Below are 21467 nucleotides of genomic sequence, written 5' to 3' on the forward strand. Positions count from 1 at the left end.
TGCTTATTATTTTGATGGTTCTACCGTATATGTGTAAATGGTTTTACCATGATGGTACGCTGTTCCACGAAAATGCTTGAAATCCTCACGCGCTATTAAAACTGTACGAAAATCCAAAAAATCTTCTTTTGGGATTGTAATGGATTCGATCGTTCCATTTTTTAACTCTTCTAGTTGTTGATTGTAATCAGTCATAAATTGTTCTCCTTTTGCCTTAGTATTGATAAGTTCTTCTGTTATAATACTAAACGAATGATATAAATTGATGATATAAAAATAAACAGTCTATAAAAACCTGTTCTAGGCACTAGTATACAGCAACAAAACGACTTAGACATCTTTGTCAATATTTGTCTCCATGGTTTTAAATTTAGGAGGATTTACATGATTAACTTTTTTAAGCGGCATCCTTTGATTTTGATGCTGCCGTTAGCTTTCTTTTTATATGATCTAGCCTTTGAAAACACTGCGATCTTTTGGTATATGTACACATTTGCGACGTTGATCCTTATGTCTCTCGCTATCATATTCGTCAAAATTTCCGACGAGCTTACTACTTGGAAATCTTTAATTTTCGGCATATTGTTTGGCTCGATTTTATACGGTCTTTTTGTTGTAGGTTATCAATTATTGCTTTTGACCCCATTTAATGCAGCCGGCTCGATTGATACATTTCTTTCTAGATTTTCTCCTGTTTCGATTTGGCATTATTTACTCTTAATGTTTATTATCGTTCCAGGTGAAGAAATTTTTTGGAGAGGGTTAGTTCAACAAAAATTAAAACAATATACTTCTACCCCCATCTCTATTTTAGTTAGCTCATTTTTATTTGGTTTAGCGCTTGCATTAGGTGGATTTTGGTCAGGGGCTTTAGCTGGAATCGTTGCCAGCTTGATTTTAGGATTTCTTTACGAATGGAAAAAAAGCTTACCGGCTATTATTGTTGCTCATCTGGTCATGATTGTTTTGCTGTTCCTAATTATGCCATTATCTGTTTAAAGTGAAACATTCCTCCCATCTGGACGTCTACTAGATAAACCAGCTTAAGGGAGGAGTTTTTTTATGAGAAAGAACTTATTTTTAGTATCATCCGTTTTGATGATTAGTTTGTTATTAGCAGCTTGTTTATCTCCTGAAGAAGAGGGAGTTTCTGAGCCTGTAGAATCTACAGATCCAGCTCCCACAGAAGAGCCGTCAACTCCTGATGAAGGCGAATCGTCAGAACAACCTGAACCAACAGGCACATTGACACAAAGTGATAGTCAAAATTATGAACTTTATGTTCAAGATGGCTACGAACTCACTGCAGAAGAACCAAATAAAGATATTCTGTATGTAGCAGACAACACAGGTGTATCTATGCGAATTGAAACCTTCTCACTTGAAGAAGCTGACTATGACTTTATAGTAGATTCAATGATGCAAGGGTTAGCAGCTGTAAACCCTGATCAAGAGCCTGATGAAATCACAGATTTCAATCACTCTGCCGCTACACAGACTATAGCTTATAACGTGCCAAGTACTGAAGGCACTGTCACTGGGATTGTTTATGAACTAGAAAATCTTATCGTCCGCTTGACCATTTTTGACGACAGCACAGTAAATGCGACCGAAGATTTTATTGCTATGAGTAAAACTATACAAGCAATTCAGTAGATAAATATGTAAAAGGCCTTCCGGAATTTCCGGAAGGCCTTTCTAATTAATAGGATAAATCTTTAATCGACAAACCTAGCTTTTTCATTAATTCGATAGCTTGGTCTTTTTCTTCGCTTGTTAAAGCTTCTGTTAGATCATGTAGTTTTTTTTCATGTTCAGGAAAAACTTTTGCCATAAATTCTTTACCAGATTCCGATATTTCAGCATACGTGATACGTCGGTCGCTTGGGCTGTTGACGCGTGTAATGTATCCTCTTTTTTCAAGTTTATCAATCACATACGTAATTGACCCGCTTGCTAAAAGAATTTTCCCACCTATTTTCTGTAACGGTTGTTTACCTTTATGATATAACAGCTCCAAGACAGCAAATTCAGTAGGATTTACTCCACTTGTTTGAAAAAACTGATTAGTCTGTTCTGTAATGGCTTTATGTGCGCGTGATAGTACAATAAATAATTTTAGCGATTGTTTAATATCTTCGTCCATTCAAATCACTCTTTCTACTGCTAAAGTTGTATTACACTAATTATAGTCTTTTTTCGTATATATGACATCTTTTAGGAGTTAGCCAATGATTACGCGTTCTTTTGGATAATGGAATTTGGTCGGATCTGTTTTCCCACCAATTGTGAATAAGAAAGAAATTAAACCTACGCGACCAACAAACATCAATGCCATTATAATGAACTTCCCGATTTCTGATAAATCACTTGTGATGCCTAGAGACATTCCACATGTTCCAAAAGCGGAAGTGATTTCAAATATAATTTCAACGATTGTAGCAGTTGGTTCAGTAATGAGTAGTGCTAACGTAGATGCAAAGACGATGAAAAATGCTAAAAAGATAACGGCGAACGATCGGAAGACATCGATTAACTCGATTTCTCGATTAAATATTTGAATCGTATTTTTTCCTCGTGCAAAGTTAATTAAAAATAAAATTGCAATCGCAAAAGTTGTTGTTCGAATTCCTCCACCTGCTGAACTTGGTGAAGCACCTACAAACATTAATGCACTCATGAAAGCATTTGTAGCATCGCTAAATTGTGTAATATCAACTGTTACAAGCCCACCTGAACGCGATGAAACTGAATGAAAAATTGATGCAAACATAGATTCATGCCACGTCATTCCTTTAAACGCTTTTACAGATTCTAATAGGAAGATACCGATAGCTCCAACAGCTAACAAAACAGCAAATATAGTTGTTGTAATTTTAGTAAACAAAGAAAAACGGAAATATTTTTGCTTGTTGGAGATAAATTCTTTTACCTCAATTAAAACTGGAAAACCTATGGCACCTAGAATAATGAGAATCATATTGATAATTTGAACAAAATAATCATTAAAATAGGGCATTAATGATTCGCCCGTAATATCAAATCCTCCATTAGTCGTAGCTGTTATTGAGCCAAAAACTCCGTGAAGCAGGGCTTCTTGGAATGTAGGGAAATATTGAGTAAAGTAAATTGTTAGTATAACCGCTCCAACTGCTTCAATTAATAACATGATTTTTACAATTTCACGAATAAGTTTGACGACACCTGACATGCTCGATTGGTTATGGTCGACCATAATGAGCTGGCGTTCTCGCAGTCCAATACGCTTGCCAAAAAGAAGCCAGATAAACGTACCGATTGACATAATTCCAATGCCGCCTAGCTGCAGCACAATCATTAAGACGATAATACCAAAAACAGTATACGTATCAACAACATTAATAACAGTCAATCCTGTCACACTAACAGCACTCACTGCAGTAAATAAGCTGTCGATTAAAGGGATTGTCATCCCCGGTTTATGGACATTTGGTAACCTCAGTAATAAGAAGGAAACAGCAATTGCCACAAAATAATACGAAACAATTGCCTGTGCAGGTGTGAGATTCCGTACTTTTTGAAATGATTTATTCATAAGACATTGATTCCCTTCGGCGTTTTACTCTCTTCTCATTCTATGAAAAGAATCAACAAAAAGAAAGAGAAATCGATAATCTAACTAAAATAGATTTTCGATTTCTCTCTTTTCTGCTTTATTGTAAGCTTTACATGTTGACGATAAATTTTTGTGCGCATCATCAACACCTAGTTTTCTTCACTTTTACTGTTATGACTTTCTTCCTTCTGATCTTTATTTCGCTCTTTACCTTTTATATCGGATAGGCTGTCTTTAGTCGAGTCGCCTTTTTGTATGTCTTTTTTTAAAGCTTTATTTTCTTTTTGCTCTATCTTTTTCTCTTTCTTATTAACCTTTATTTCTTTTTGATCTTTCTGTATTTCTTTTTCTTCTTTCTTGACCTCTTTTTCTAAATCTTTGTCATCTTTCTTAATCTCTTTCTCTATATCTTTTTCTTCTTTCTTGATGAGCTTGTTTTCTGAATTTGCCTTTGTTGGTTCTACTTTTTTCTGTGGCTTTATTAGAGTTGATTTTTCAGGGTTGTTTGATGACTCTTTGCTATTGCTTTTTTGTTTAGGTGTATTTTGAGGTTGTTTTTCTTTGAGTGATTTATCCTCTTTTTTCTCTCCTCTGAGATTAGAAGGTTCTTTAGATTTACTTTCCGTTTCTTCTTTCTTTTCTTTCATGCCTTTTGGTTCTTTTACTTGTAGAGGGATTGACTGCTTTTCTTGTTGCAATAATTGCTCTTTAGGTTCTACTTGATTCTTAACAGTTTCCGCTTTCTTAATCATTTGCCCAACTGGTATTTGATTTTCTTTCGCATGACGCCATTGTTCTTTTGTCGCTTGTTTCATTTGAATGGCAACTTGCTTGTTTTCAAGTTCGAGTGAAAGTGCCAAAATAATATTTTTTATCGTTTTTTCGGCTTTATAATTACCCTCTTCAACAGCAGTTATGGTAATGTCTCGCGTTTCATCCTTTACCGCTAAATGAAGAACACGGTTTAAAACCGTCGATAAGGAATCATTTTCCCAGTCCCCCATTTGATGAATCAAATCCCGACCATCATTATTTAATTCGCGAATAGATATCACTTTATAGTCCTTATCTATCCCAAGCTCAACCCCTGGATTAATCTGTACTTGTACATAACCATATGCTTCTTCTACAGGAAATACTAAAGCAGACATAAACAAAACAATCGCAGCAACAGCGGCTGTAATTGGAGCTAATGTGGGCAGTATACGAATAGCTGGTCTTTTTTCAAGCGGATAAAAAAAGGCTTCTTCTCCTATTGCTGGATTGCCTACAGGAGTTCCTTTTACAAATTGTCCATCTGACTTTAAAAAGATTGAGCGATTTTTTTTTGATTTAATACATATTCCAGATTGTTTTCGCATCAGTTTAACCGCCCTTTTAAATAGTCTTTCAGGAAATACAAATCACTCATTTGTAATAATGCCATTGCAATTATGTATTTCCGGTTTCGTTCAATTGTTTTACGAGATACCTTTACCAGGCATTCAATTTCTTTTATCGGCAATTTTTTTTTGTCTAATAAGTATTGTTTATACTCATCTGTTTCTGCCACTAACTGAGCGATTTGGATTGCTGTGATTCTCGCATCTAAGTGAGTGGGAGAAACTTTGACTAATATTTCAAATGATAAATTAAATTCTTGTAAAATTTCTTCATAACGTACGATTTCTTCGCGTCTTTTCTGGTTTTCTTGCTCGCTGCTATATGCAAAAGATGCGGCGTTGTCTGCGATGCCATTATGTTCTTCTGTCTCTGCTGCTGGCATAAAATCGTGACTAAATTCATCGCGCCGGCTTTCTTTTCGAATAAAATCGATTATACGTCTTCGAATGACCATATGAGCAAACGTTAAAAACGATGCATTGTTATTTTGGTCAAATTTGTGAATGGCTTCGTTAAATGCAGATAAGGCAATACTATATTCATCATCATGATCATCAATAAACCGCTTGCATACTTGGGATGCGGTTTTTTTCATAAAAGGTGAATAGTGAGAAAGTAAATCATGTAATGCCTGCTCATCGCCGTCTTGCACTTGCAGTACCATTGTTTCAGCATCAACTTTCTCGATACGTCCAAATTTCCAGCCCAATGTAGCTAACAGCACACCATTCACCCCTTTTCAAAGTCACTATCTATTTGATTGTAACTTTGCTTAGCAAATTTTAAAAGAGGGATGTTTTGCTTTCCTTACCATTATTCGCTTATAATATGATTCTTTTGTCCGTAATTACATAATTACTTTTGCACAGAAAAAAGATGCATTGAAATGAATTCAATGCACCCTTTGTTTCTTCTACTTTTAAGTTGTTATTTAGCTTCGTTTTCTTTAGCTTGTTCTTTATTTTGCTTAACTCCAAGAATTCCGCCAACAACAACAATTCCAAGTAATACAGACCAGAAAACTAGCGTCCAAGGTGTAGAATGTGGGAAGCTTTCAGGTAATATACCTACATTTTCATGAGATAAAGTCATAACCAATAACTTCACTCCAACCCATCCAACAATAACAAATGCTGCTGTTTCAAGTTGTGGATATTTTTCTAGTAATTGTACAAATTTATGTGCTGCAAATCGCATGATAATAACACCGATCAAACCACCAGCAAGCATGACCATAAACTGACCCGAGTTAATCCCACCAATATCCTTCATACCGAACACATCTAAATGTGGCAATGTAACGGCTAATGCTACGGCTGCAAGCATCGAATCAATTGCAAAAGCAATATCTGCTAATTCAACTTTCAACACGGTCATCCAGAAGCTAGAGCCTTTTTTCTTCGGCTTTTCATCCATACCTTCTAAACTTTCATCTGTATCGCCTTTACGTTGGTCATATATACTCTTAATCGAAATAAACAAGAGATATGCCGCACCAAGTGCTTGAATCTGCCAAATATTAACTAGTAGCGTAATCATGAATAACGCTGCGAAACGGAAAACAAATGCTCCTACTAATCCGTAAAACAAGGCTTTTTTCTGTTGCTCTTTCGGTAAGTGCTTAACCATTACCGCCATAACTACTGCATTATCTGCAGCTAATAATCCTTCAAGTCCTACTAAAACTAATAGAACCCAAGCATATTCCAATAATACTGCTTCCATTTTTCTTTCTCCTCCTGTTTTTTGCCAACAAAAAAGACCCTTGCCTAAATAAAGGCAAAGGTCTCGCTAAGCAAATTTCGTTTGCTATCACAACCGATGGCTACTAACCATGTATTGACGACTGTGAAATAGGTTTCCCTATAGCTACTCCCCCTTGACTGGAAGTCAAAGTGTATTGAGTTGTAATGTTAGTATAGCATCTTTTTAAATCATGGCATAGTTTAACGTATATTGATTTGAAAGTTTTTGTCATTTTTATGTACGTTATAAAACTCGACCATCGCTGGCATTGTTTCTAGGAAATCTGCACATCGAACGTTGCTACCCACTAAAAGCTGCTCTGCATTTTGCGTATCGAAATCTGCTGACCAAGTTAAATAATCCAAAGTTTCAATTTCAACACCTAATAACTTTCTTACAGGCGCAAGAGACAATGAGGCTTTGGCTACACTATGTGGTAGACGTCCTTTAGGACTTTTTCCCGTTATTAAAAAGACCATATTTCGATACACTTCTTCTACTGGGTGGGGATTGGGATCTGTTAAATGAACAGTTTGTCCTGCTGCCTCATCTAATTTACTAAGGTAAATAGAAGCGTCTAAAACATAGTCAACCGGCACAACATTTAAGTAAGATTGAGAACGTCCAACAAACGGGATGAACGGCAAAAACTTAACGCGTTCAATCAAATTAAGGAAAAAATAAGGTCCGTCAAACTTAATCGTTTCACCTGTAACTGAATGTCCGCGAACAATTCCTGGTCGAATAATCGTCACAGGCAGTGTTTGTTTTAAATCTTCGACCAATAATTCTGCTTCAAACTTTGTTTCTTCATAAAAATTCTTGAAAGCTTTTGGACGTTTTAAATCTGTCTCATAAATAATTCCTTCTCGATTTCCAGCTACATAAGCCGTACTAAAATAAACATAGCGTTCAAGATTTGGTAATTCTGACAAAAATTCATTAACAAAGCGTGTTCCTTCTACGTTCACTTGCCAAGCAAGATCTCGCGGAACAGCTAAATCATAAATAGCTGCCAAATGCCAAAAAACAATATTTTTACTTTTGAGATACACTTTATCTTGTTCATTTAATGCTAATCCTGACTCGGTGATGTCACCTTCAATTAAGTTGATTGCTCGACAATTCGTTTCTTTTTCTATCCGTCTTGCTTCTTTTTCTGCTTTTATTCTCTCTGAAGGTAAAATAATGGCGGAAATCATTTCGTGTTGTTGTGCATGCTTATAAATTAATTGACTAGCTATAAATCCTGGAAATCCAGTAAAAACGATTTCTTTCATATTTTCAACCCCTTTTATTCATCATACTAAATTTTCTGGTAATATACAGCAAAAAAAGTAAGCCCGAGGGCTTACTTTTTATTCATTCTTCTTGTTTGTCGATCAAAAAGGCTGTAGACAATTGGGACAACGTAAAGTGATAGTAAAGTTGAGCTGATCAATCCACCAATCACTGTAATTCCCATCGGTTGATTAATTTCAGTACCCTCTCCTATACCAATTGCTAAAGGCAGTAAGCCTAGTATAGTCGTTAATGCTGTCATCAAAATCGGACGTCTACGATCATGGACTGATGTAATAATTGCATCATAAGAGTCCATGCCATCTTCTTTTCGTTGATTGATATAATCAACTAAAACAATTCCATTATTGACGACTATCCCTACTAAAACGAGCAAACCAATAACAGCGGTAATGCTGACTGGAGTTTGCGTAACAAACAAAGCAATGGCTACACCGATTGCCATTAATGGTACGGTAAACATAATAACGAGTGGATATTTAAAAGATTCGAATTGTGCTGCCATCGCAATATAAACCAGCACGATAGCTAGTAAGACAGCTAGAAGCATATCGTTGATCGAGTTATCAAGCAGTTCTCGGTCTCCACCAAACGAAATTAATGTATTTTCATCCAAGTTTAAAGCTTCAAGTTCTGCATCTACTTTGTCTGACATATCACCTAAAGTAATATTCGACTGATGTTGTAATGTAAAGGACACACTGTCTGCCTGATTTACTCGCTGGATACTGACAGGACCTTGTGCGATTTTAATATCTGCTAGTTCCTGAAGCTCAACAAATTCTCCTGCAGGAGTTCTTAGCGATAAAGTACGAAGCTTTTCAAGGCTGTTTCTTTCTCCTTCTGCATATGCTACATAAACACTTAGAACTTCATCATCTTCCGTTAATACTTGACTAGCCAAAACGCCTCGCGTGATGTTATTGACTGTTTGCGCTATTTGAACCGGTGGCAAACCATATTCAGTTGCCGCGTCACGATCAATCGTCATTTGAATTTCGTCAATGGTTTCTTGACGATCATTCGTAAGTTCCGTTACTTCTGGGAGCTCTTCTAATGCCTCTTCAATAGATACGACTGCTTCGTCTAATCGTGAGCGATTCGTATCGGTTACTGTAAAGGATAAGCTATTTGGCGAAGATCCTGCAGCCGTTTGTAAGTCAAAGCTGACTAATGCAAGGTCTCCAACCGTTTCACGAACACGAGGTTGCACATCGTCTACAAAGTCAAAAATAGAGCGATCGCGATCTGCCAAATCAACTAGTTTCACATAAATTTCAGCGACGTTCGCTTGCCCAGACCCCTGTGCTATTCCTTGCTGTGTAGAGCCTACTAAACTAACGTATACATCTACATCTTCTTCAAGTTTTAATTCATCTTCTATCAAGTCAACCACTTCGTTAGTAGCTGTTCTAGAAGAACCATTTTCTAGTTCGACTGAAACACTAACAAAACCTTCATCTGTAGCTGGTATAAATTCTGTTCCTACTTGCATTACACCAAATGCTCCAACGATTAATAATACAAACGCTGTAAACAAAACAATAATTCGATTTCGTAGCGCCCAAACAACGGATCCTTCAAAAGCTTTAATGCTCTTTGACGTATCCTTTTTAACTTTCGGCTTGCTTCCTGGTTTACCTAGCATTCTAGAAGCCATCATCGGGATGACGGTTAATGCCACGGCTAAAGAAGCAAAAAGACTAAACGAAATTGTCAATGCAAATTCAAAGAAAATCTCTCCGATTAACCCTGATATAAAGATAACTGGGATGAATACGGCTACGGTTGTTAAGGTAGATGCGATGATTGCACCTGAAACTTCTTTAGCACCTTCTGATGCTGCTTTTTTGGAATTTTTGCCCATCGCTAAATGACGTTCAATATTTTCAATAACGACAATGGCATTATCGACTAGCATCCCAATTCCTAAAGCAAGTGCCCCTAATGTTAAAATGTTCAAAGCGAAATCTGCAAAAAACATCAATACAAACGTTACGATAACTGAATATGGAATTGCGACTCCGATAATAATTGGACTTCTGATACCTCGTAAGAAATAGAAAAGAACGAGCATCGCAAAAATCCCACCAAGCACTAATGTCTGGCCAATATTGCCAATGGCAAGTTTGACATAATCACCTTGGTCAAACAGAATATCGGCTTGTACGCCTTCAAAACGATCTTCACTCAAAAGTTCATCGAGTCGCTTCTGGAACGCATCCGATACATCTGCTGTATTTGCTTGGGACTCTTGCAGAGCTGACAATAACACAGCAGGCTCTTCGTTCGTTCGCGTTTCACTATTGCTTTGTCGTTCACTAATACCTACTTTTGCAACATCACCAATAGTTACGTTATCACCTTCTAGTGGATCAATTGTTAGGACTAAGTTCTGTATTTCTTCTATATTTGTTAACGTACTGATGATGCGCGTTGTTAAGTTGCGCCCATCTTCTGTTTCTATTGATTCTCCTGGCAATGAAATATTATTTGCTTGAATGAGTTGCACAACATCTGATTGCTGCAAGCCACGTTCTTCTAGAGCTGCTTGGTCTAGCTCGATTTGAATTTCCTCTATCAAAGAACCTGAAATGTTTACACTTGCGACGCCTTCTGTTTGACGGAGTTCTGTCTCTAACTCTTCTGCAATTACACGCACGTCTGCATTTGGATCACTCGAACGTAAAGATAATTGCAAAATCGGAAATTGTGCAGGGTCAAATTTCAAAAAACGCGGATCATTCGAATCATCAGGTATTGGCGTTTGATCGATTCTTTGCGCAATATCTGATTGGACATCATCGATATCTGTAGACCAATCAAATTCTAGAAGAATAAAATTTGATCCTTCCTGGCTATTTGATTGAATCGATTTAATCCCTGGTAATGTTGCTAAATTCGCTTCTAATGGCTTAGTTACTTTTTCACTTACTTCTGTAGAGCTAGCCCCTGGATAATTTGTTACCACTACACCAATCGGTGGATTAAGTTCTGGAATTAATGTAATTGGAATTCGTGTAAATGACACAACGCCTAAAATAATAACCAAAAACATGATAACGATAGTAAAGACAGGTCGCTTTATGGAAAAATCACTTATTTTCATTTTTTTCAAACCCTCTCTTTACTTTGTTCTTTAATCATAAGAAAAATCTCCTATAACCGCAAATTTAACAGAGCGTGTTCACCTACCTGGCAATTTTAAAAAAGAAAAAAACTGTAAACAAATCGAATTAATCGAGTTTGTCTACAGTCTGAATCCGCAAAAGTAGCGCTCTATTTTTATAAGAGACTATATAAGCGAATACCTGGATTTTTATCTTGGAACCAGCGTGTTGCAAACTCGTTCTCGAACAAGAAGACATAATTATCGAAACGATCGCGTACTAGCATCGAGCGTCCGCTAGACATCGATTCTTTCACATCTTCTTCATTCTCAATCCATCGTGCGATTTTGTTGCCTACTGGCTCCATGCGTACATCTACATTATATTCGTTTTTCATACGGTGTTCGAACACTTCAAATTGAAGTTGACCGACTGCACCAAGAATCACTTCTTCTAAATGCAATGTTTTGTAATATTGAATAGCGCCTTCTTGTACTAATTGAAGGATTCCTTTATGGAAATGTTTTTGTTTCATGACGTTTTTAGCTGTTACTTTCATAAACAGTTCTGGAGTAAATTGTGGCAAGCTCTCGAATTGGAATTTCTTCCCGCTCGTAATCGTGTCTCCGATTTGGTAATTCCCCACATCATGTAAACCGATTATGTCACCTGCTACTGCCTCATTAACCATTTCTCGATCGTCTGCTAAAAATTGAGTCGTCTGTGACAGTTTAATATTTTTCCCTGTACGCGCTAAAGTTACGTTCATCCCTCGTTCGAACTTACCCGAAACAATACGAACAAAAGCGATACGATCGCGATGGGCTGGATTCATATTGGCTTGGATTTTGAAAATAAATCCTGAAAACGGCATTTCAAGTGGGTCCACTATTTCTTCCTCTTGTGTAATACGTGGTTGCGGTGGTGGCGCAAATTGCAAATACGTCTCAAGGAATGTTTGTACACCAAAATTAGCTAATGCACTACCAAAGAAGACAGGTGTCAATTCCCCTCTTTTTACACGGTCATATGAAAACTCATTGCCCGCTTCGTCCAATAAATCAATATCATCCATTGCTTGTGTGTAATAAGATGTTTTCTTCATTTCATGATCTTCGATTAATCTGCCGTTATCGTCTAGTTCAAGGAATCGTTCTCCTTCTGAACGGAAAGGTTCTACACGTTTATTAAAACGATCATAAATCCCAAGGAATTCTTTCCCCATGCCTATTGGCCAGTTCATTGCGTAAGATTGTATTCCAAGTACTTCCTCAAGTTCTTCCATTAATTCTAATGGCTCTTTTCCTTGGCGGTCCATTTTGTTGATAAATGTAAAGATTGGTATACCGCGCATTTTACATACTTTAAATAATTTGACGGTTTGCGCTTCAATCCCTTTAGCAACATCGATAATCATAACTGCGCTGTCTACTGCCATTAATGTGCGATACGTATCTTCACTGAAATCTTGGTGTCCAGGTGTATCCAAAATATTGACACGGTGACCATCATAATCAAATTGCATAACGGAAGAAGTTACAGAAATCCCCCGTTGTTTCTCAATCTCCATCCAGTCAGAAGTTGCGAACTTGCCGCTTTTCTTCCCTTTAACTGTCCCGGCATCACGAATGGCTCCACCAAATAACAGTAATTTTTCTGTTAACGTTGTTTTACCAGCATCTGGGTGGGAGATGATGGCGAAAGTTCTTCTATTTTGAATTTCATTCTTTAATTGGTCTGACATGTTTATACGCTCCTTTAATCTACTCTCTTCATATTAGAGAAGGGGACTGAAAAAAACAAGGAATTTTAATAGCTGCAGAGAAAAAAGAAGCCATTAGAGGCTCCTTTTTACTGAAACTTTTTCATTGCTTGTTGTATTGCAATTTCTTTATCACTATGTGGATATTTCGTGTTCCCAATAATTTGGTAATCTTCATGCCCTTTTCCAGCAAGAATGATGATGTCACCAGCTTCAGCTTGCTCGACTGCATGCTCGACTGCTTTTGCGCGATCACCGATGCAAGCAAAATTACTGTGAGTCATGCCCGTTTTTAAATCTCCTAAAATACTGTCATATGTCTCATCACGTGGATCGTCTGTTGTCAAAACAACATAATCAGCAATTGATGCTTTTTCAGCCATGATCGGACGTTTCGTCTTATCACGATTGCCTCCTGTTCCCACTAAGAAAATAATCCGGTTTTTTTTGAAATCTCGAACGGCTTCAATCGCTTTTTCAATAGCATCAGGTGTATGAGCATAATCGATAAAAATAGATATCGGCGCTTCGACTTCTACTTTTTGCATACGTCCTTCTACTGGTGCAATTGTAGAAAGCGTCTTTAAAATTTCGTCAAGCTTATAGCCTTCTGCATATAAAGCTGCAATTGAAGCAAGCGCGTTCGATACATTAAACTCGCCAAGAAGTTTCATCGTTACTGGAAATTCGCCTTCTATACATTTCAGCGTAAAGCTCGTGCCCGTATGCATCAACTGAATGTCTTTTGCCTGAAACTGCGCATCATTTTGAATGCCGTAAGTATATACAGGGTGAGGTGTCATTTTCGCGATTTCATGAGACCAAGGATCATCGGCATTTAAAATCGCTTGCTTTTGATTGGCAAGATCTTGTCCAAGCTGTGAAAACAACAATGCTTTGGCATGACCATACTCTTCCATCGTTCCATGAAAATCTAGGTGGTCATGCGTCAAATTAGTAAAAATAGCGGTATCAAATTCCACTCCAGCTAAACGACCAAGAACTAAACCGTGAGATGAAACCTCCATTGTCATATGCGAACAATCTTCATCACGTGCACGTGCTATCATTTGTTGAGTTGTTAGCACATCGTTCGTTGTATTAGCTGATGGATGTAATTGTCCATTCAAATTAAAGCCAATTGTTCCCGTCAATGCTGATTTTTCTCCTAGCTCCATCAGCATTGAATGCAAAATACCTGCTACACTGGTTTTTCCATTTGTGCCGGTAACGCCTATCATATGCAACAGTTTAGAAGGATATCCGTAAAATTTAGCAGCTAATAGCCCCATTGTTCGCGAGGTACTTTCGACTTCTATCACTGTTGCATTATCGATGGTCATTGGCTTTTCAGTAATGATTAATGTTGCTCCTTGATTGGCTGCTTGTTGCGCAAAATCATGACCATCAACTGTATAACCCGTAATACAAATAAATGCTGAATCAGCTTTGATTTCACGAGAATCGATTATTAAATGTTCAATACGTTCTGGCAGTGGTCCTTTAATTTGTTTATAAGGAACTGACGCAAGTAATTCTTTGCTGTACATGAAAATCCTCTCCTAACTCTTATGAAACCAATGGAGACAATACATATGCATGAAGCAATGCTGCCGCCGCTTGTAATGAATCTATGTGTGTACGTTCATACGAATGGGAAGCTTCAATTCCCGGACCAAACAAGGCGTGCTTTATATCATGTCCTGCACTAATCGCTGCTGATGCATCTGAACCGTAATATGGGTATATATCTACTTTATAATCGATTGAATTTGTTTGTGCTAAAGCAATCAAATGACGAGTTAGGCCGTAATGGTAAGGGCCACTTGAATCTTTTGCACAAATAGAAACTGTGTATTCATCTGATTCTTGCCCATCCCCAATTGCGCCCATGTCGACAGCAATATACTCTTGCGTTTCTATGGGGATACTCGCATTACCACCATAACCAATTTCTTCATTATTGGAAATGTAAAAATGAGTAGTATGTGGCAATAGCTCTTTTGTTTCACTCAAGTGCTTTACTAATTGAAGCACTAAAGCAGTACTTGCTTTATCGTCTAAGTGGCGGGATTTAACGTAGCCAGACGCAGTTGATTCAAACCTTGGTTGAAACGAAACAAAATCTCCCACTTCTATACCCAAACCTTTTACGTCTTCTTTTGAAAAGGCTTTTTCATCTAAACGAACTTCCATGTTATCAGCATTGCGCTCAGCTGTACCTGCATCTTTATAAACATGAACTGTTGTTTGATGCAACAAGATTGTTCCTGAAACTGTTGACCCGTCTGCTTTATGTATAAGACAGTTTTCACCTTCGATGGCATTAAATTTAAAGCCACCCACTAAAGATAATTTCAAACGACCGCTCGGTTTAATTTCTTTTACCATTGCACCAAGCGTGTCAACATGCGCAGTCAGCAAACGATGTTGCTTTTGGTTTTCACCAGGGATCGTCGCAATAACTGCTCCTTTGTGTGTCGTCTTATATTCAACATTCCACTGTGCCAATAATTCGCTGATTTTTGACATCACGTCCATTGTGTATCCTGATGGACTTGGAATTTCTACTAGCTCTTTTAATAACTCCACTGTTTCGGTTTGATTCCATTGATAAGTCATCTATATCACTCCTAGGTTCTTTAATCATATCAAAATCATAGATGTTCGCACAGTCCCGACTTATAGTATTATAGTATAAGTTGGTCTGGAAATTATATTTCTAGGTGTTAACCAACATATCTTTTAACAAAAAACATGTGTATGTTGCTAATCCCAGCTTATTAATTTAATTTATATTGTTAAAATTATTGAGGTGTCAAATGGAAAGTAAACTTATCAACCGGAAAAGAAGTCAGCTATTTATCCATATATATGGAATCTTAAGTATTTTCCACTTTTTACTCAATCAAATAACGGATATAAACGCAGCTATTGTTTCTCCAATATTCGGAGTTTCCACATATTTGTTGCTACTTTTATTCATCACAAAAATGAACGAGCGCATGCTACAATATGCGATTCTATCTGCTATGAATGTGTACATATTTATTTTGAACTTCGAAGCTTCTGCTCCCATTACGCTTATTTATTTTGTTGTACCTATCATTATTTGTGCATTATATAACGAAACAAAACCCATCTTATTTCTTGGACTCATAACGGCAATTGAATTTGTACTTTTTTACACCATATATGATCGCTTTGTGCCAGGAGCTGTGCTTTCTTATACTCAATTATCCATTGTCGTTTTTGCTTTAAGTGTATTTTTACTTACTTTGCTTCATAGTATCTACTTTAGTCGTTATTGGAAACAATTAGAGAGTAAAAATGCCTCGATGGAGAAGGCTTTATTATCAAAAGAAGGCTATTTGCAGCTTTTTTTCGAAACCGCAAAAGATGCCATTGCTGTTTTTGATCGAGATGAAAACATTATCGCGGTCAACCCTGCTTTCGAAGAGCTATATGGTTGGACTTTAGAAGAATGTATAGGAAAAACCTTACCCATTTATTCACTAGAAAATACATTGGCGGTTAAAATGCGTGCACAACAAGTTCTTAGTGGAAAAAGCTACTCTTTATTAGAAACCGAAGATATACGAAAAGACGGCAGACGCTTTCACTCCCAAGTTACGTTGTCTCCTATTTTTGACGATTCAAAAAAAGTCATTGCAACTTCTATGATTTCTCGCGACATCAGCTACCAAAAAGAATCAGAAAAGCTAATTATACAAGCTGAAAAGTTAAAGCTAGCTGGTGAAATTGCGGCTGGGGTCGCTCATGAAATTAGAAACCCGATGACGGTTATCTCTGGATTTATTCAAATGATGCATCATGATCCGAAACACGCTTTTCCAGAGTATACGGAATTGATCCAGTCAGAGTTAGACCGGATTAACTTAATCATTAGTGAATTTTTGGTACTGGCTAAACCTCAAGCCGCAACTCTAAAAAACTTTAGTATCCAGAAAGCTTTGGATGATATTCTTCTATTATTTAGTTCTGAATTGAACATGAATGGCATCACACTAGTAAAAGACTGGGAAAAAGATTTTCAACTCAATGGTGAAGAGCATCATTTAAAACAAGTTTTCATTAACTTATTAAAAAATGCAGTAGAGTCGATTCAGGAGTCAGGAGAAGTTCGTGTTTCTTTAAAAGCAGAAGAGGGTGACATGTTTTCTATTTCTTTTGAAGATAGCGGAAAAGGTATTTCCAAAAATGATTTGGATGAGATTTTCGAACCTTTTTATACGACAAAAGCGAGCGGTACGGGATTGGGATTAATTGTGTCTCAAAAAATCATTCAAGAGCATAGTGGGAAGCTTTCCATCTCAAGCACAGAAGGTATTGGTACAGTTGCTACCGTTCTTTTAAAGCACAATGATTAATAAAAAGAAAGCGAGCAACCAAATGGTTGCTCGCTTTTTGTCGTTTATTTCAATACTGTTTTGACCCATTTTGCTTTATTTTTATAAGGTGGGAACAATAGATTTGTCGATAGTTTTGTCGACTTTTTCAAAATGGCTTTGGCGTGCGTAAACGTTTCAAAGCTTGTTTTCCCGTGGTAAGAGCTCATTCCAGATGTACCGACTCCACCAAATGGCAAGTACGCACTGCCCACATGAGAAACTGTATCGTTAATACAACCTCCACCGAATGGCAATTGGTCTAAGAAAAACTGTGTAGCACGTTCATTTTCCGAGAAAAAATACGCCGATAACGGTTTAGGTAATTTGCGAATTTGGTGCACTAATACCGGTAAATCGGTGTAACCAATAATCGGCAAAATCGGTCCAAAAATTTCATCTTCCATTGATGGGCTGTCCCATCCAATACGATCGAGTAAAACCGGTTCGATATACAAATCATCACGATCCATTTTGCCACCATAAACGATATGATTGCTTTCTTTTTGAACTATTTCTGCTAAACGGTCAAAATGTTGCGTGTTAACGATGCGACCATAATCGGGACTTTTTTGGGCGTCTTTCCCATAGAAGTTTTGTATTGTTTTTGTTAATTGTTTTATAAATTCGTCTTTTATTGACTCATGCACACAAATGTAATCAGGGGCTACACAAGTTTGTCCAGTATTCATCAATTTACCCCACGCAATTCGTTTTACAGCCAAATCAATATCTGCCGTTTGATCCACTATCGCTGGACTTTTACCACCAAGTTCTAATGTAATCGGTGTTAATCGTTCAGATGCAGCTTTCATGATAACTTTTCCTACATTGACGCTTCCTGTAAAGAAAATATAATCAAACGACGCATGGATCAATGCGGTTACTTCTTCTCTTTCTCCTTCAACTACACGAACATAGTAAGAAGGAAACGCTTCTTCCACGATGGTTCGGATAATTTTCGCTACGTGCGGTGTTGCTTCAGACGGTTTGACGATGGCACAGTTTCCACCCACAATCGCACCAATCAATGGCTCCATTACTAATTGAAACGGATAATTAAAAGGTCCAATGACTAAAACAGAACCATAGGGCTCACGGATAACAAAGCTTTTTGATGGCTGGAGATGAAGTGGTGTTTTAACAGACTCTGGCTTCATCCAATCTTCTAGATTTTTCACCATATGGCCAATGCTATCGAGAACAAATCCGACTTCTGTTGCATAAGCTTCAAATTCACTTTTTCCTAAGTCTTTTTTTAATGCATCGATTACATCTGCCTCGTATGCTTGAATAACACTTTTTAGTCGGTACAATTGCTCGATTCGGAAACTTGCTGGTTTCGTGTCCCCTGTATAATAATAATTGCGTTGTTCTTCAATCATGCGTTCTACATCAGTTGCAGTAAAGTTCATTGTCCAACCTCCTCTAAGTCTCTTTACTATACCCATCAAAACAACTTATACACCAAGTTAATGACTTTGACTTCTTTCTATTCAGCCAGTAAATGATCGATATAACGTTGAACAATCAATCCTTCTTCAAAATTAACTAACAACGTCGATTGTTCATTCATTTCCTCAAAAAGCGAAGGGACATCTTCAAAGTCTCTAATCAATTGACGGTCTTCCCCTTTTGTCGACTCGTAAAGAGTTGTCCAGTTTTCCAAAGTCAGCACGCCTTGTTCTCCATACACTTTAAACTGCAATAACTCTTTTTGACCAATGTCGCTAATCCCAGTCAAAAGGAACGGGATTTGTTCTTCCGTAACTCCATGAGCAATTATTGCCGTTTCACATTTATCCGTCTGTTTTGGATAAGTAATATGATGCGATGTAAATGATAGTTCCCCGAACAATCGATTCATTAATTGAAAATAGTGTGGGAAAACTTCACGAACAAATCCCCCTTGACTTCTTGAGCCTATCCATGGGTTTTGCTGCCAAAGTCTTGGCCAGTCTGGGAAAAAAGTTTGAAGTTCAATGCGGACAATTTTTCCAATATGTCCATTTTTGATTCGTTTGGACATTTCGCGAATAACCGGTTTATACATTAAAGGAAAGTGCATAGCCGTTTGTACTCGATTATTTTGCACAGACTCTACCATTGATTCGCCGCCTTCTACATTATGGGCTAACGGTTTCTCGCATAATATATTAATTCCTGCACTCGCTGCAAGCGCAGCAATTTCTGCATGGAAAGCGGGCGGGGTCGCAATATAAACCCAGTTAATATTTGAATGAAGTACATCTTCAATCGACTTTGCCATTGGGATGCCATAAGTCTGACTAATTTCTGTAAGTCGTTCGGTTTGTTCATCGTAAACGGTTTTTATTTCTACGCGGCTCTCTTCTTGTTGCAGTTGTTTAATAATGCGTTCTCCTATAATTCCCGCTCCAATAATACCAATTGAAATCATTCATTTTCTCCCCTTTAAATCTTTTCGATTTTTTCATAATGTTTGTTTATTAGTGTAACCTTTAGGGGTATAGCATAGTCAAACAATACCATTACAAGTTCGAGGAGGAACTTTTATGAATGAGCAGATCCATTGGTGGGAACCTATTTTTACAGGTGAATTAGAAGTTGGTGTCAATAAGGAAAAGCTCGAAAGCGTAACCGAAGAATCTCTTTTGTATTACACTGAAACTCAAGTGTCTTTAGAGTCTACACGTTAATTGATGCAGTTAATCCATATTCATCACACACTTACATAGCGACGTCTTTTCAATTAATGATTGAAAAGACGTTTTATTATGCAATAAAGCGCGATTGCCAGGTCAGATGATTATTCGTATAATGTAAGAACGAAAGCAGGGATTGCAATGAAATTAAAAATTATATTATTAGCTTTATTTTTTCTATCGGGCTGTGGAATGGTCGACTCCATCGACACACCTAACACAACAGATCAAATAGATGTCGAAGTGACGCAAGTCATTGACGGTGATACCATTAAAATTATGTATGAAGGGAACGAAGTAACCGTTCGCTATCTTCTAATGGATACACCGGAAACCAACCACCCAAGCTTAGGCGAACAACCGCTTGGCAAAGAAGCTACTGCAGAAAACAAACGAATCATTGAATCTGGTGATGTTTCTATTGAATTCGATGTCGGCGATCGCTTTGACGATTATGACCGATTGCTCGCTTATATTTATGTCGACGGTGAAAGTGTTCAAGAACAAATGATTAGCGCAGGCTTAGCCAGAGTTGCTTATGTATTCCCACCCAACACGCGTTACCTTGATCAATTTGAACAAGCAGAACAAATCGCTAAAGAAAACGATTTGGGCATTTGGCAATATGAAAATTATTCAACCGACCGTGGCTTTAATGCAGACGCATACGGACAAGAACCCGTTACTAATACGAATCCTTCTACTTCGGGACAACAAACAGGCGATTGCGATATTAAAGGCAATATCAACCGCAACGGCAATAAAATCTATCATTTGCCTAGTGATTCTTCCTACGAACAAACCAACCCTGAAGAATGGTTTTGCTCTGAACAAGATGCACAGGACGCGGGCTTTAGAGGCGTTGGACAGTAGACTGGCCTGCCTTTCTCTCTATTTTATATCGTATTGACTTTTTCTGTGGACGAGCTATAATTAAATTTGTCCTGGAAATTAAGGTCTGTTAGCTCAGCGGGAGAGCACTTCGTTGACATCGAAGGGGTCGCTGGTTCGATCCCAGTACAGACCATTGATTAATGCATTGTACTTTATTTGTTTTACGCAAAACTCCTCATTCTGCAAATTGCAGAATGAGGAGTTTTTTTATGAATCTAATCAATGATCACAATCGAAACCACTCGATCTATCGACAATCTATGTGTTGTTCCACCTTCTCTACATACAATTATGCGACTTCTTGCATCGATGCCTTCAATCGTCCCTCTATGCTCATATATTACTCCCGCTTTCCAACTTTGCATCACTACTTCACATTGACGCTTTAATGCAATGTCTAGTTCTTCTTGTAGTAGCTGCAGATCATCTTCTGTCAATTCAGGCTTTGCCACTAGTTCGTCTTTTGCATACCATTCTCGAATCATTTCAACATGCTCTGGCAACATTAATGCTGTCCATTTAATACGTCCACGATCTTTAACATCTCCTACAACCTTTAAATACTTATTGCGCTTCATTGGA

At 37.5% G+C, this 21467-nt stretch carries 19 protein-coding genes and 1 tRNA gene; 6 read left to right on the forward strand and 14 right to left on the reverse strand.

All coding sequences use genetic code 11. The annotated features are described in order from the left end of the window. Positions 1-6: 6 nt before the first annotated feature. Positions 7-195 carry a hypothetical protein gene (locus tag PLANO_RS10510; RefSeq protein WP_038704402.1) on the reverse strand — a complete coding sequence of 63 codons (189 nt, stop codon included), beginning with the start codon at positions 193-195 and terminating at the stop codon, positions 7-9. A 189-nt stretch (positions 196-384) separates the two neighbouring features. Between PLANO_RS10510 and PLANO_RS10515 the strand changes: the two genes are divergently transcribed. Then, the gene (locus tag PLANO_RS10515) at positions 385-999 is read left to right on the forward strand and encodes a CPBP family intramembrane glutamic endopeptidase (RefSeq protein WP_038704403.1); all 615 of its coding nucleotides are present in this window, start codon (positions 385-387) and stop codon (positions 997-999) included. Between the two features lie 63 nt (positions 1000-1062). Continuing rightward, complete coding sequence (locus PLANO_RS10520) at positions 1063-1656, forward strand: hypothetical protein (protein WP_038704404.1); 594 nt, start codon at positions 1063-1065, stop codon at positions 1654-1656. 46 nt (positions 1657-1702) lie between these two features. Here the strand turns inward: PLANO_RS10520 and PLANO_RS10525 are convergent, their stop codons facing one another. The 10 genes from PLANO_RS10525 to PLANO_RS10570 all read right to left on the reverse strand — a co-directional run bounded on the left by PLANO_RS10525 (position 1703) and on the right by PLANO_RS10570 (position 15520). After that, complete coding sequence (locus tag PLANO_RS10525; protein WP_038704405.1) at positions 1703-2146, reverse strand: MarR family winged helix-turn-helix transcriptional regulator; 444 nt, start codon at positions 2144-2146, stop codon at positions 1703-1705. 78 nt (positions 2147-2224) lie between these two features. After that, the gene (locus PLANO_RS10530; protein WP_038704406.1) at positions 2225-3574 is read right to left on the reverse strand and encodes a TrkH family potassium uptake protein; all 1350 of its coding nucleotides are present in this window, start codon (positions 3572-3574) and stop codon (positions 2225-2227) included. 170 nt (positions 3575-3744) lie between these two features. Beyond that, positions 3745-4956 carry an anti-sigma-I factor RsgI family protein gene (locus PLANO_RS10535; RefSeq protein WP_038704407.1) on the reverse strand — a complete coding sequence of 404 codons (1212 nt, stop codon included), beginning with the start codon at positions 4954-4956 and terminating at the stop codon, positions 3745-3747. Further along, entirely contained in the window at positions 4956-5702 is a 747-nt protein-coding gene (gene sigI / locus PLANO_RS10540; protein WP_038704408.1) for an RNA polymerase sigma-I factor, read from the reverse strand. The genes PLANO_RS10535 and sigI overlap by 1 nt, the downstream gene beginning before the upstream one ends. 203 nt (positions 5703-5905) lie before the next feature. Next, on the reverse strand, positions 5906-6703 hold the full coding sequence (locus PLANO_RS10545; RefSeq protein WP_038704409.1) for a TerC family protein: 798 nt from the start codon (positions 6701-6703) through the stop codon (positions 5906-5908). A gap of 221 nt (positions 6704-6924) precedes the next feature. Further along, positions 6925-8004 carry an SDR family oxidoreductase gene (locus PLANO_RS10550; RefSeq protein WP_038704410.1) on the reverse strand — a complete coding sequence of 360 codons (1080 nt, stop codon included), beginning with the start codon at positions 8002-8004 and terminating at the stop codon, positions 6925-6927. A gap of 71 nt (positions 8005-8075) precedes the next feature. Continuing rightward, complete coding sequence (locus tag PLANO_RS10555; RefSeq protein ID WP_038704411.1) at positions 8076-11135, reverse strand: efflux RND transporter permease subunit; 3060 nt, start codon at positions 11133-11135, stop codon at positions 8076-8078. Between the two features lie 176 nt (positions 11136-11311). Next, the gene (locus PLANO_RS10560; RefSeq protein ID WP_038704412.1) at positions 11312-12880 is read right to left on the reverse strand and encodes a peptide chain release factor 3; all 1569 of its coding nucleotides are present in this window, start codon (positions 12878-12880) and stop codon (positions 11312-11314) included. 107 nt (positions 12881-12987) lie between these two features. Further along, positions 12988-14448: a UDP-N-acetylmuramoyl-L-alanyl-D-glutamate--2,6-diaminopimelate ligase gene (locus tag PLANO_RS10565; RefSeq protein ID WP_038704413.1), complete on the reverse strand. Its 1461-nt coding sequence runs from the start codon at positions 14446-14448 to the stop codon at positions 12988-12990. A gap of 19 nt (positions 14449-14467) precedes the next feature. Continuing rightward, positions 14468-15520, reverse strand: a complete 1053-nt coding sequence (locus PLANO_RS10570) for a M42 family metallopeptidase (protein WP_038704414.1) — start codon at positions 15518-15520, stop codon at positions 14468-14470. Between the two features lie 200 nt (positions 15521-15720). Here PLANO_RS10570 and PLANO_RS10575 point away from each other — a divergent pair, with 200 nt between their 5' ends. Then, a complete protein-coding gene (locus tag PLANO_RS10575) occupies positions 15721-17289 on the forward strand; it encodes an ATP-binding protein (protein WP_038704415.1) in 1569 nt (522 codons plus the stop codon). 44 nt (positions 17290-17333) lie between these two features. Here the strand turns inward: PLANO_RS10575 and PLANO_RS10580 are convergent, their stop codons facing one another. Both PLANO_RS10580 and PLANO_RS10585 read right to left on the reverse strand, forming a co-directional pair. Next, on the reverse strand, positions 17334-18722 hold the full coding sequence (locus tag PLANO_RS10580) for an aldehyde dehydrogenase (RefSeq protein WP_038704416.1): 1389 nt from the start codon (positions 18720-18722) through the stop codon (positions 17334-17336). A gap of 77 nt (positions 18723-18799) precedes the next feature. Next, complete coding sequence (locus PLANO_RS10585) at positions 18800-19726, reverse strand: Gfo/Idh/MocA family protein (protein ID WP_038704417.1); 927 nt, start codon at positions 19724-19726, stop codon at positions 18800-18802. A 115-nt stretch (positions 19727-19841) separates the two neighbouring features. On the opposite strand from PLANO_RS10585, the gene PLANO_RS16100 reads away from it, so the two are divergent. The 3 genes from PLANO_RS16100 (at position 19842) to PLANO_RS10595 (ending at position 21018) form a co-directional block, all read left to right on the forward strand. Beyond that, the gene (locus tag PLANO_RS16100; protein ID WP_197053084.1) at positions 19842-19985 is read left to right on the forward strand and encodes a hypothetical protein; all 144 of its coding nucleotides are present in this window, start codon (positions 19842-19844) and stop codon (positions 19983-19985) included. 147 nt (positions 19986-20132) lie between these two features. Next, positions 20133-20864 (forward strand): thermonuclease family protein, encoded by a 732-nt coding sequence (locus PLANO_RS10590; RefSeq protein ID WP_038704418.1) that lies wholly within the window; start codon positions 20133-20135, stop codon positions 20862-20864. A gap of 82 nt (positions 20865-20946) precedes the next feature. After that, positions 20947-21018 (forward strand) — tRNA-Val (locus tag PLANO_RS10595). Between the two features lie 82 nt (positions 21019-21100). On the opposite strand, the gene PLANO_RS10600 is transcribed toward PLANO_RS10595, so the two are convergent. Continuing rightward, a complete protein-coding gene (locus tag PLANO_RS10600) occupies positions 21101-21463 on the reverse strand; it encodes a YolD-like family protein (protein WP_038704419.1) in 363 nt (120 codons plus the stop codon). Positions 21464-21467: the final 4 nt, after the last annotated feature.

The sequence above is a fragment of the Planococcus sp. PAMC 21323 genome (assembly GCF_000785555.1).
Taxonomy (GTDB): Bacteria; Bacillota; Bacilli; order Bacillales_A; family Planococcaceae; genus Planococcus.

Excerpts from the sequence above, each read along its gene's own strand:
- PLANO_RS10520 (WP_038704404.1), top strand. The coding sequence starts at position 1,063 with ATGAGAAAGAACTTATTTTTAGTATCATCCGTTTTGATGATTAGTTTG.
- PLANO_RS10545 (WP_038704409.1), bottom strand. The coding sequence starts at position 6,703 with ATGGAAGCAGTATTATTGGAATATGCTTGGGTTCTATTAGTTTTAGTA.
- PLANO_RS10575 (WP_038704415.1), top strand. The coding sequence starts at position 15,721 with ATGGAAAGTAAACTTATCAACCGGAAAAGAAGTCAGCTATTTATCCAT.
- PLANO_RS10585 (WP_038704417.1), bottom strand. The coding sequence starts at position 19,726 with ATGATTTCAATTGGTATTATTGGAGCGGGAATTATAGGAGAACGCATT.
- PLANO_RS10570 (WP_038704414.1), bottom strand. The coding sequence starts at position 15,520 with ATGACTTATCAATGGAATCAAACCGAAACAGTGGAGTTATTAAAAGAG.
- PLANO_RS10600 (WP_038704419.1), bottom strand. The coding sequence starts at position 21,463 with ATGAAGCGCAATAAGTATTTAAAGGTTGTAGGAGATGTTAAAGATCGT.
- PLANO_RS10515 (WP_038704403.1), top strand. The coding sequence starts at position 385 with ATGATTAACTTTTTTAAGCGGCATCCTTTGATTTTGATGCTGCCGTTA.
- PLANO_RS16100 (WP_197053084.1), top strand. The coding sequence starts at position 19,842 with ATGAATGAGCAGATCCATTGGTGGGAACCTATTTTTACAGGTGAATTA.
- PLANO_RS10555 (WP_038704411.1), bottom strand. The coding sequence starts at position 11,135 with ATGAAAATAAGTGATTTTTCCATAAAGCGACCTGTCTTTACTATCGTT.
- PLANO_RS10565 (WP_038704413.1), bottom strand. The coding sequence starts at position 14,448 with ATGTACAGCAAAGAATTACTTGCGTCAGTTCCTTATAAACAAATTAAA.
- PLANO_RS10560 (WP_038704412.1), bottom strand. The coding sequence starts at position 12,880 with ATGTCAGACCAATTAAAGAATGAAATTCAAAATAGAAGAACTTTCGCC.
- PLANO_RS10590 (WP_038704418.1), top strand. The coding sequence starts at position 20,133 with ATGAAATTAAAAATTATATTATTAGCTTTATTTTTTCTATCGGGCTGT.
- PLANO_RS10535 (WP_038704407.1), bottom strand. The coding sequence starts at position 4,956 with ATGCGAAAACAATCTGGAATATGTATTAAATCAAAAAAAAATCGCTCA.
- PLANO_RS10580 (WP_038704416.1), bottom strand. The coding sequence starts at position 18,722 with ATGAACTTTACTGCAACTGATGTAGAACGCATGATTGAAGAACAACGC.
- PLANO_RS10550 (WP_038704410.1), bottom strand. The coding sequence starts at position 8,004 with ATGAAAGAAATCGTTTTTACTGGATTTCCAGGATTTATAGCTAGTCAA.
- PLANO_RS10510 (WP_038704402.1), bottom strand. The coding sequence starts at position 195 with ATGACTGATTACAATCAACAACTAGAAGAGTTAAAAAATGGAACGATC.
- PLANO_RS10530 (WP_038704406.1), bottom strand. The coding sequence starts at position 3,574 with ATGAATAAATCATTTCAAAAAGTACGGAATCTCACACCTGCACAGGCA.
- PLANO_RS10525 (WP_038704405.1), bottom strand. The coding sequence starts at position 2,146 with ATGGACGAAGATATTAAACAATCGCTAAAATTATTTATTGTACTATCA.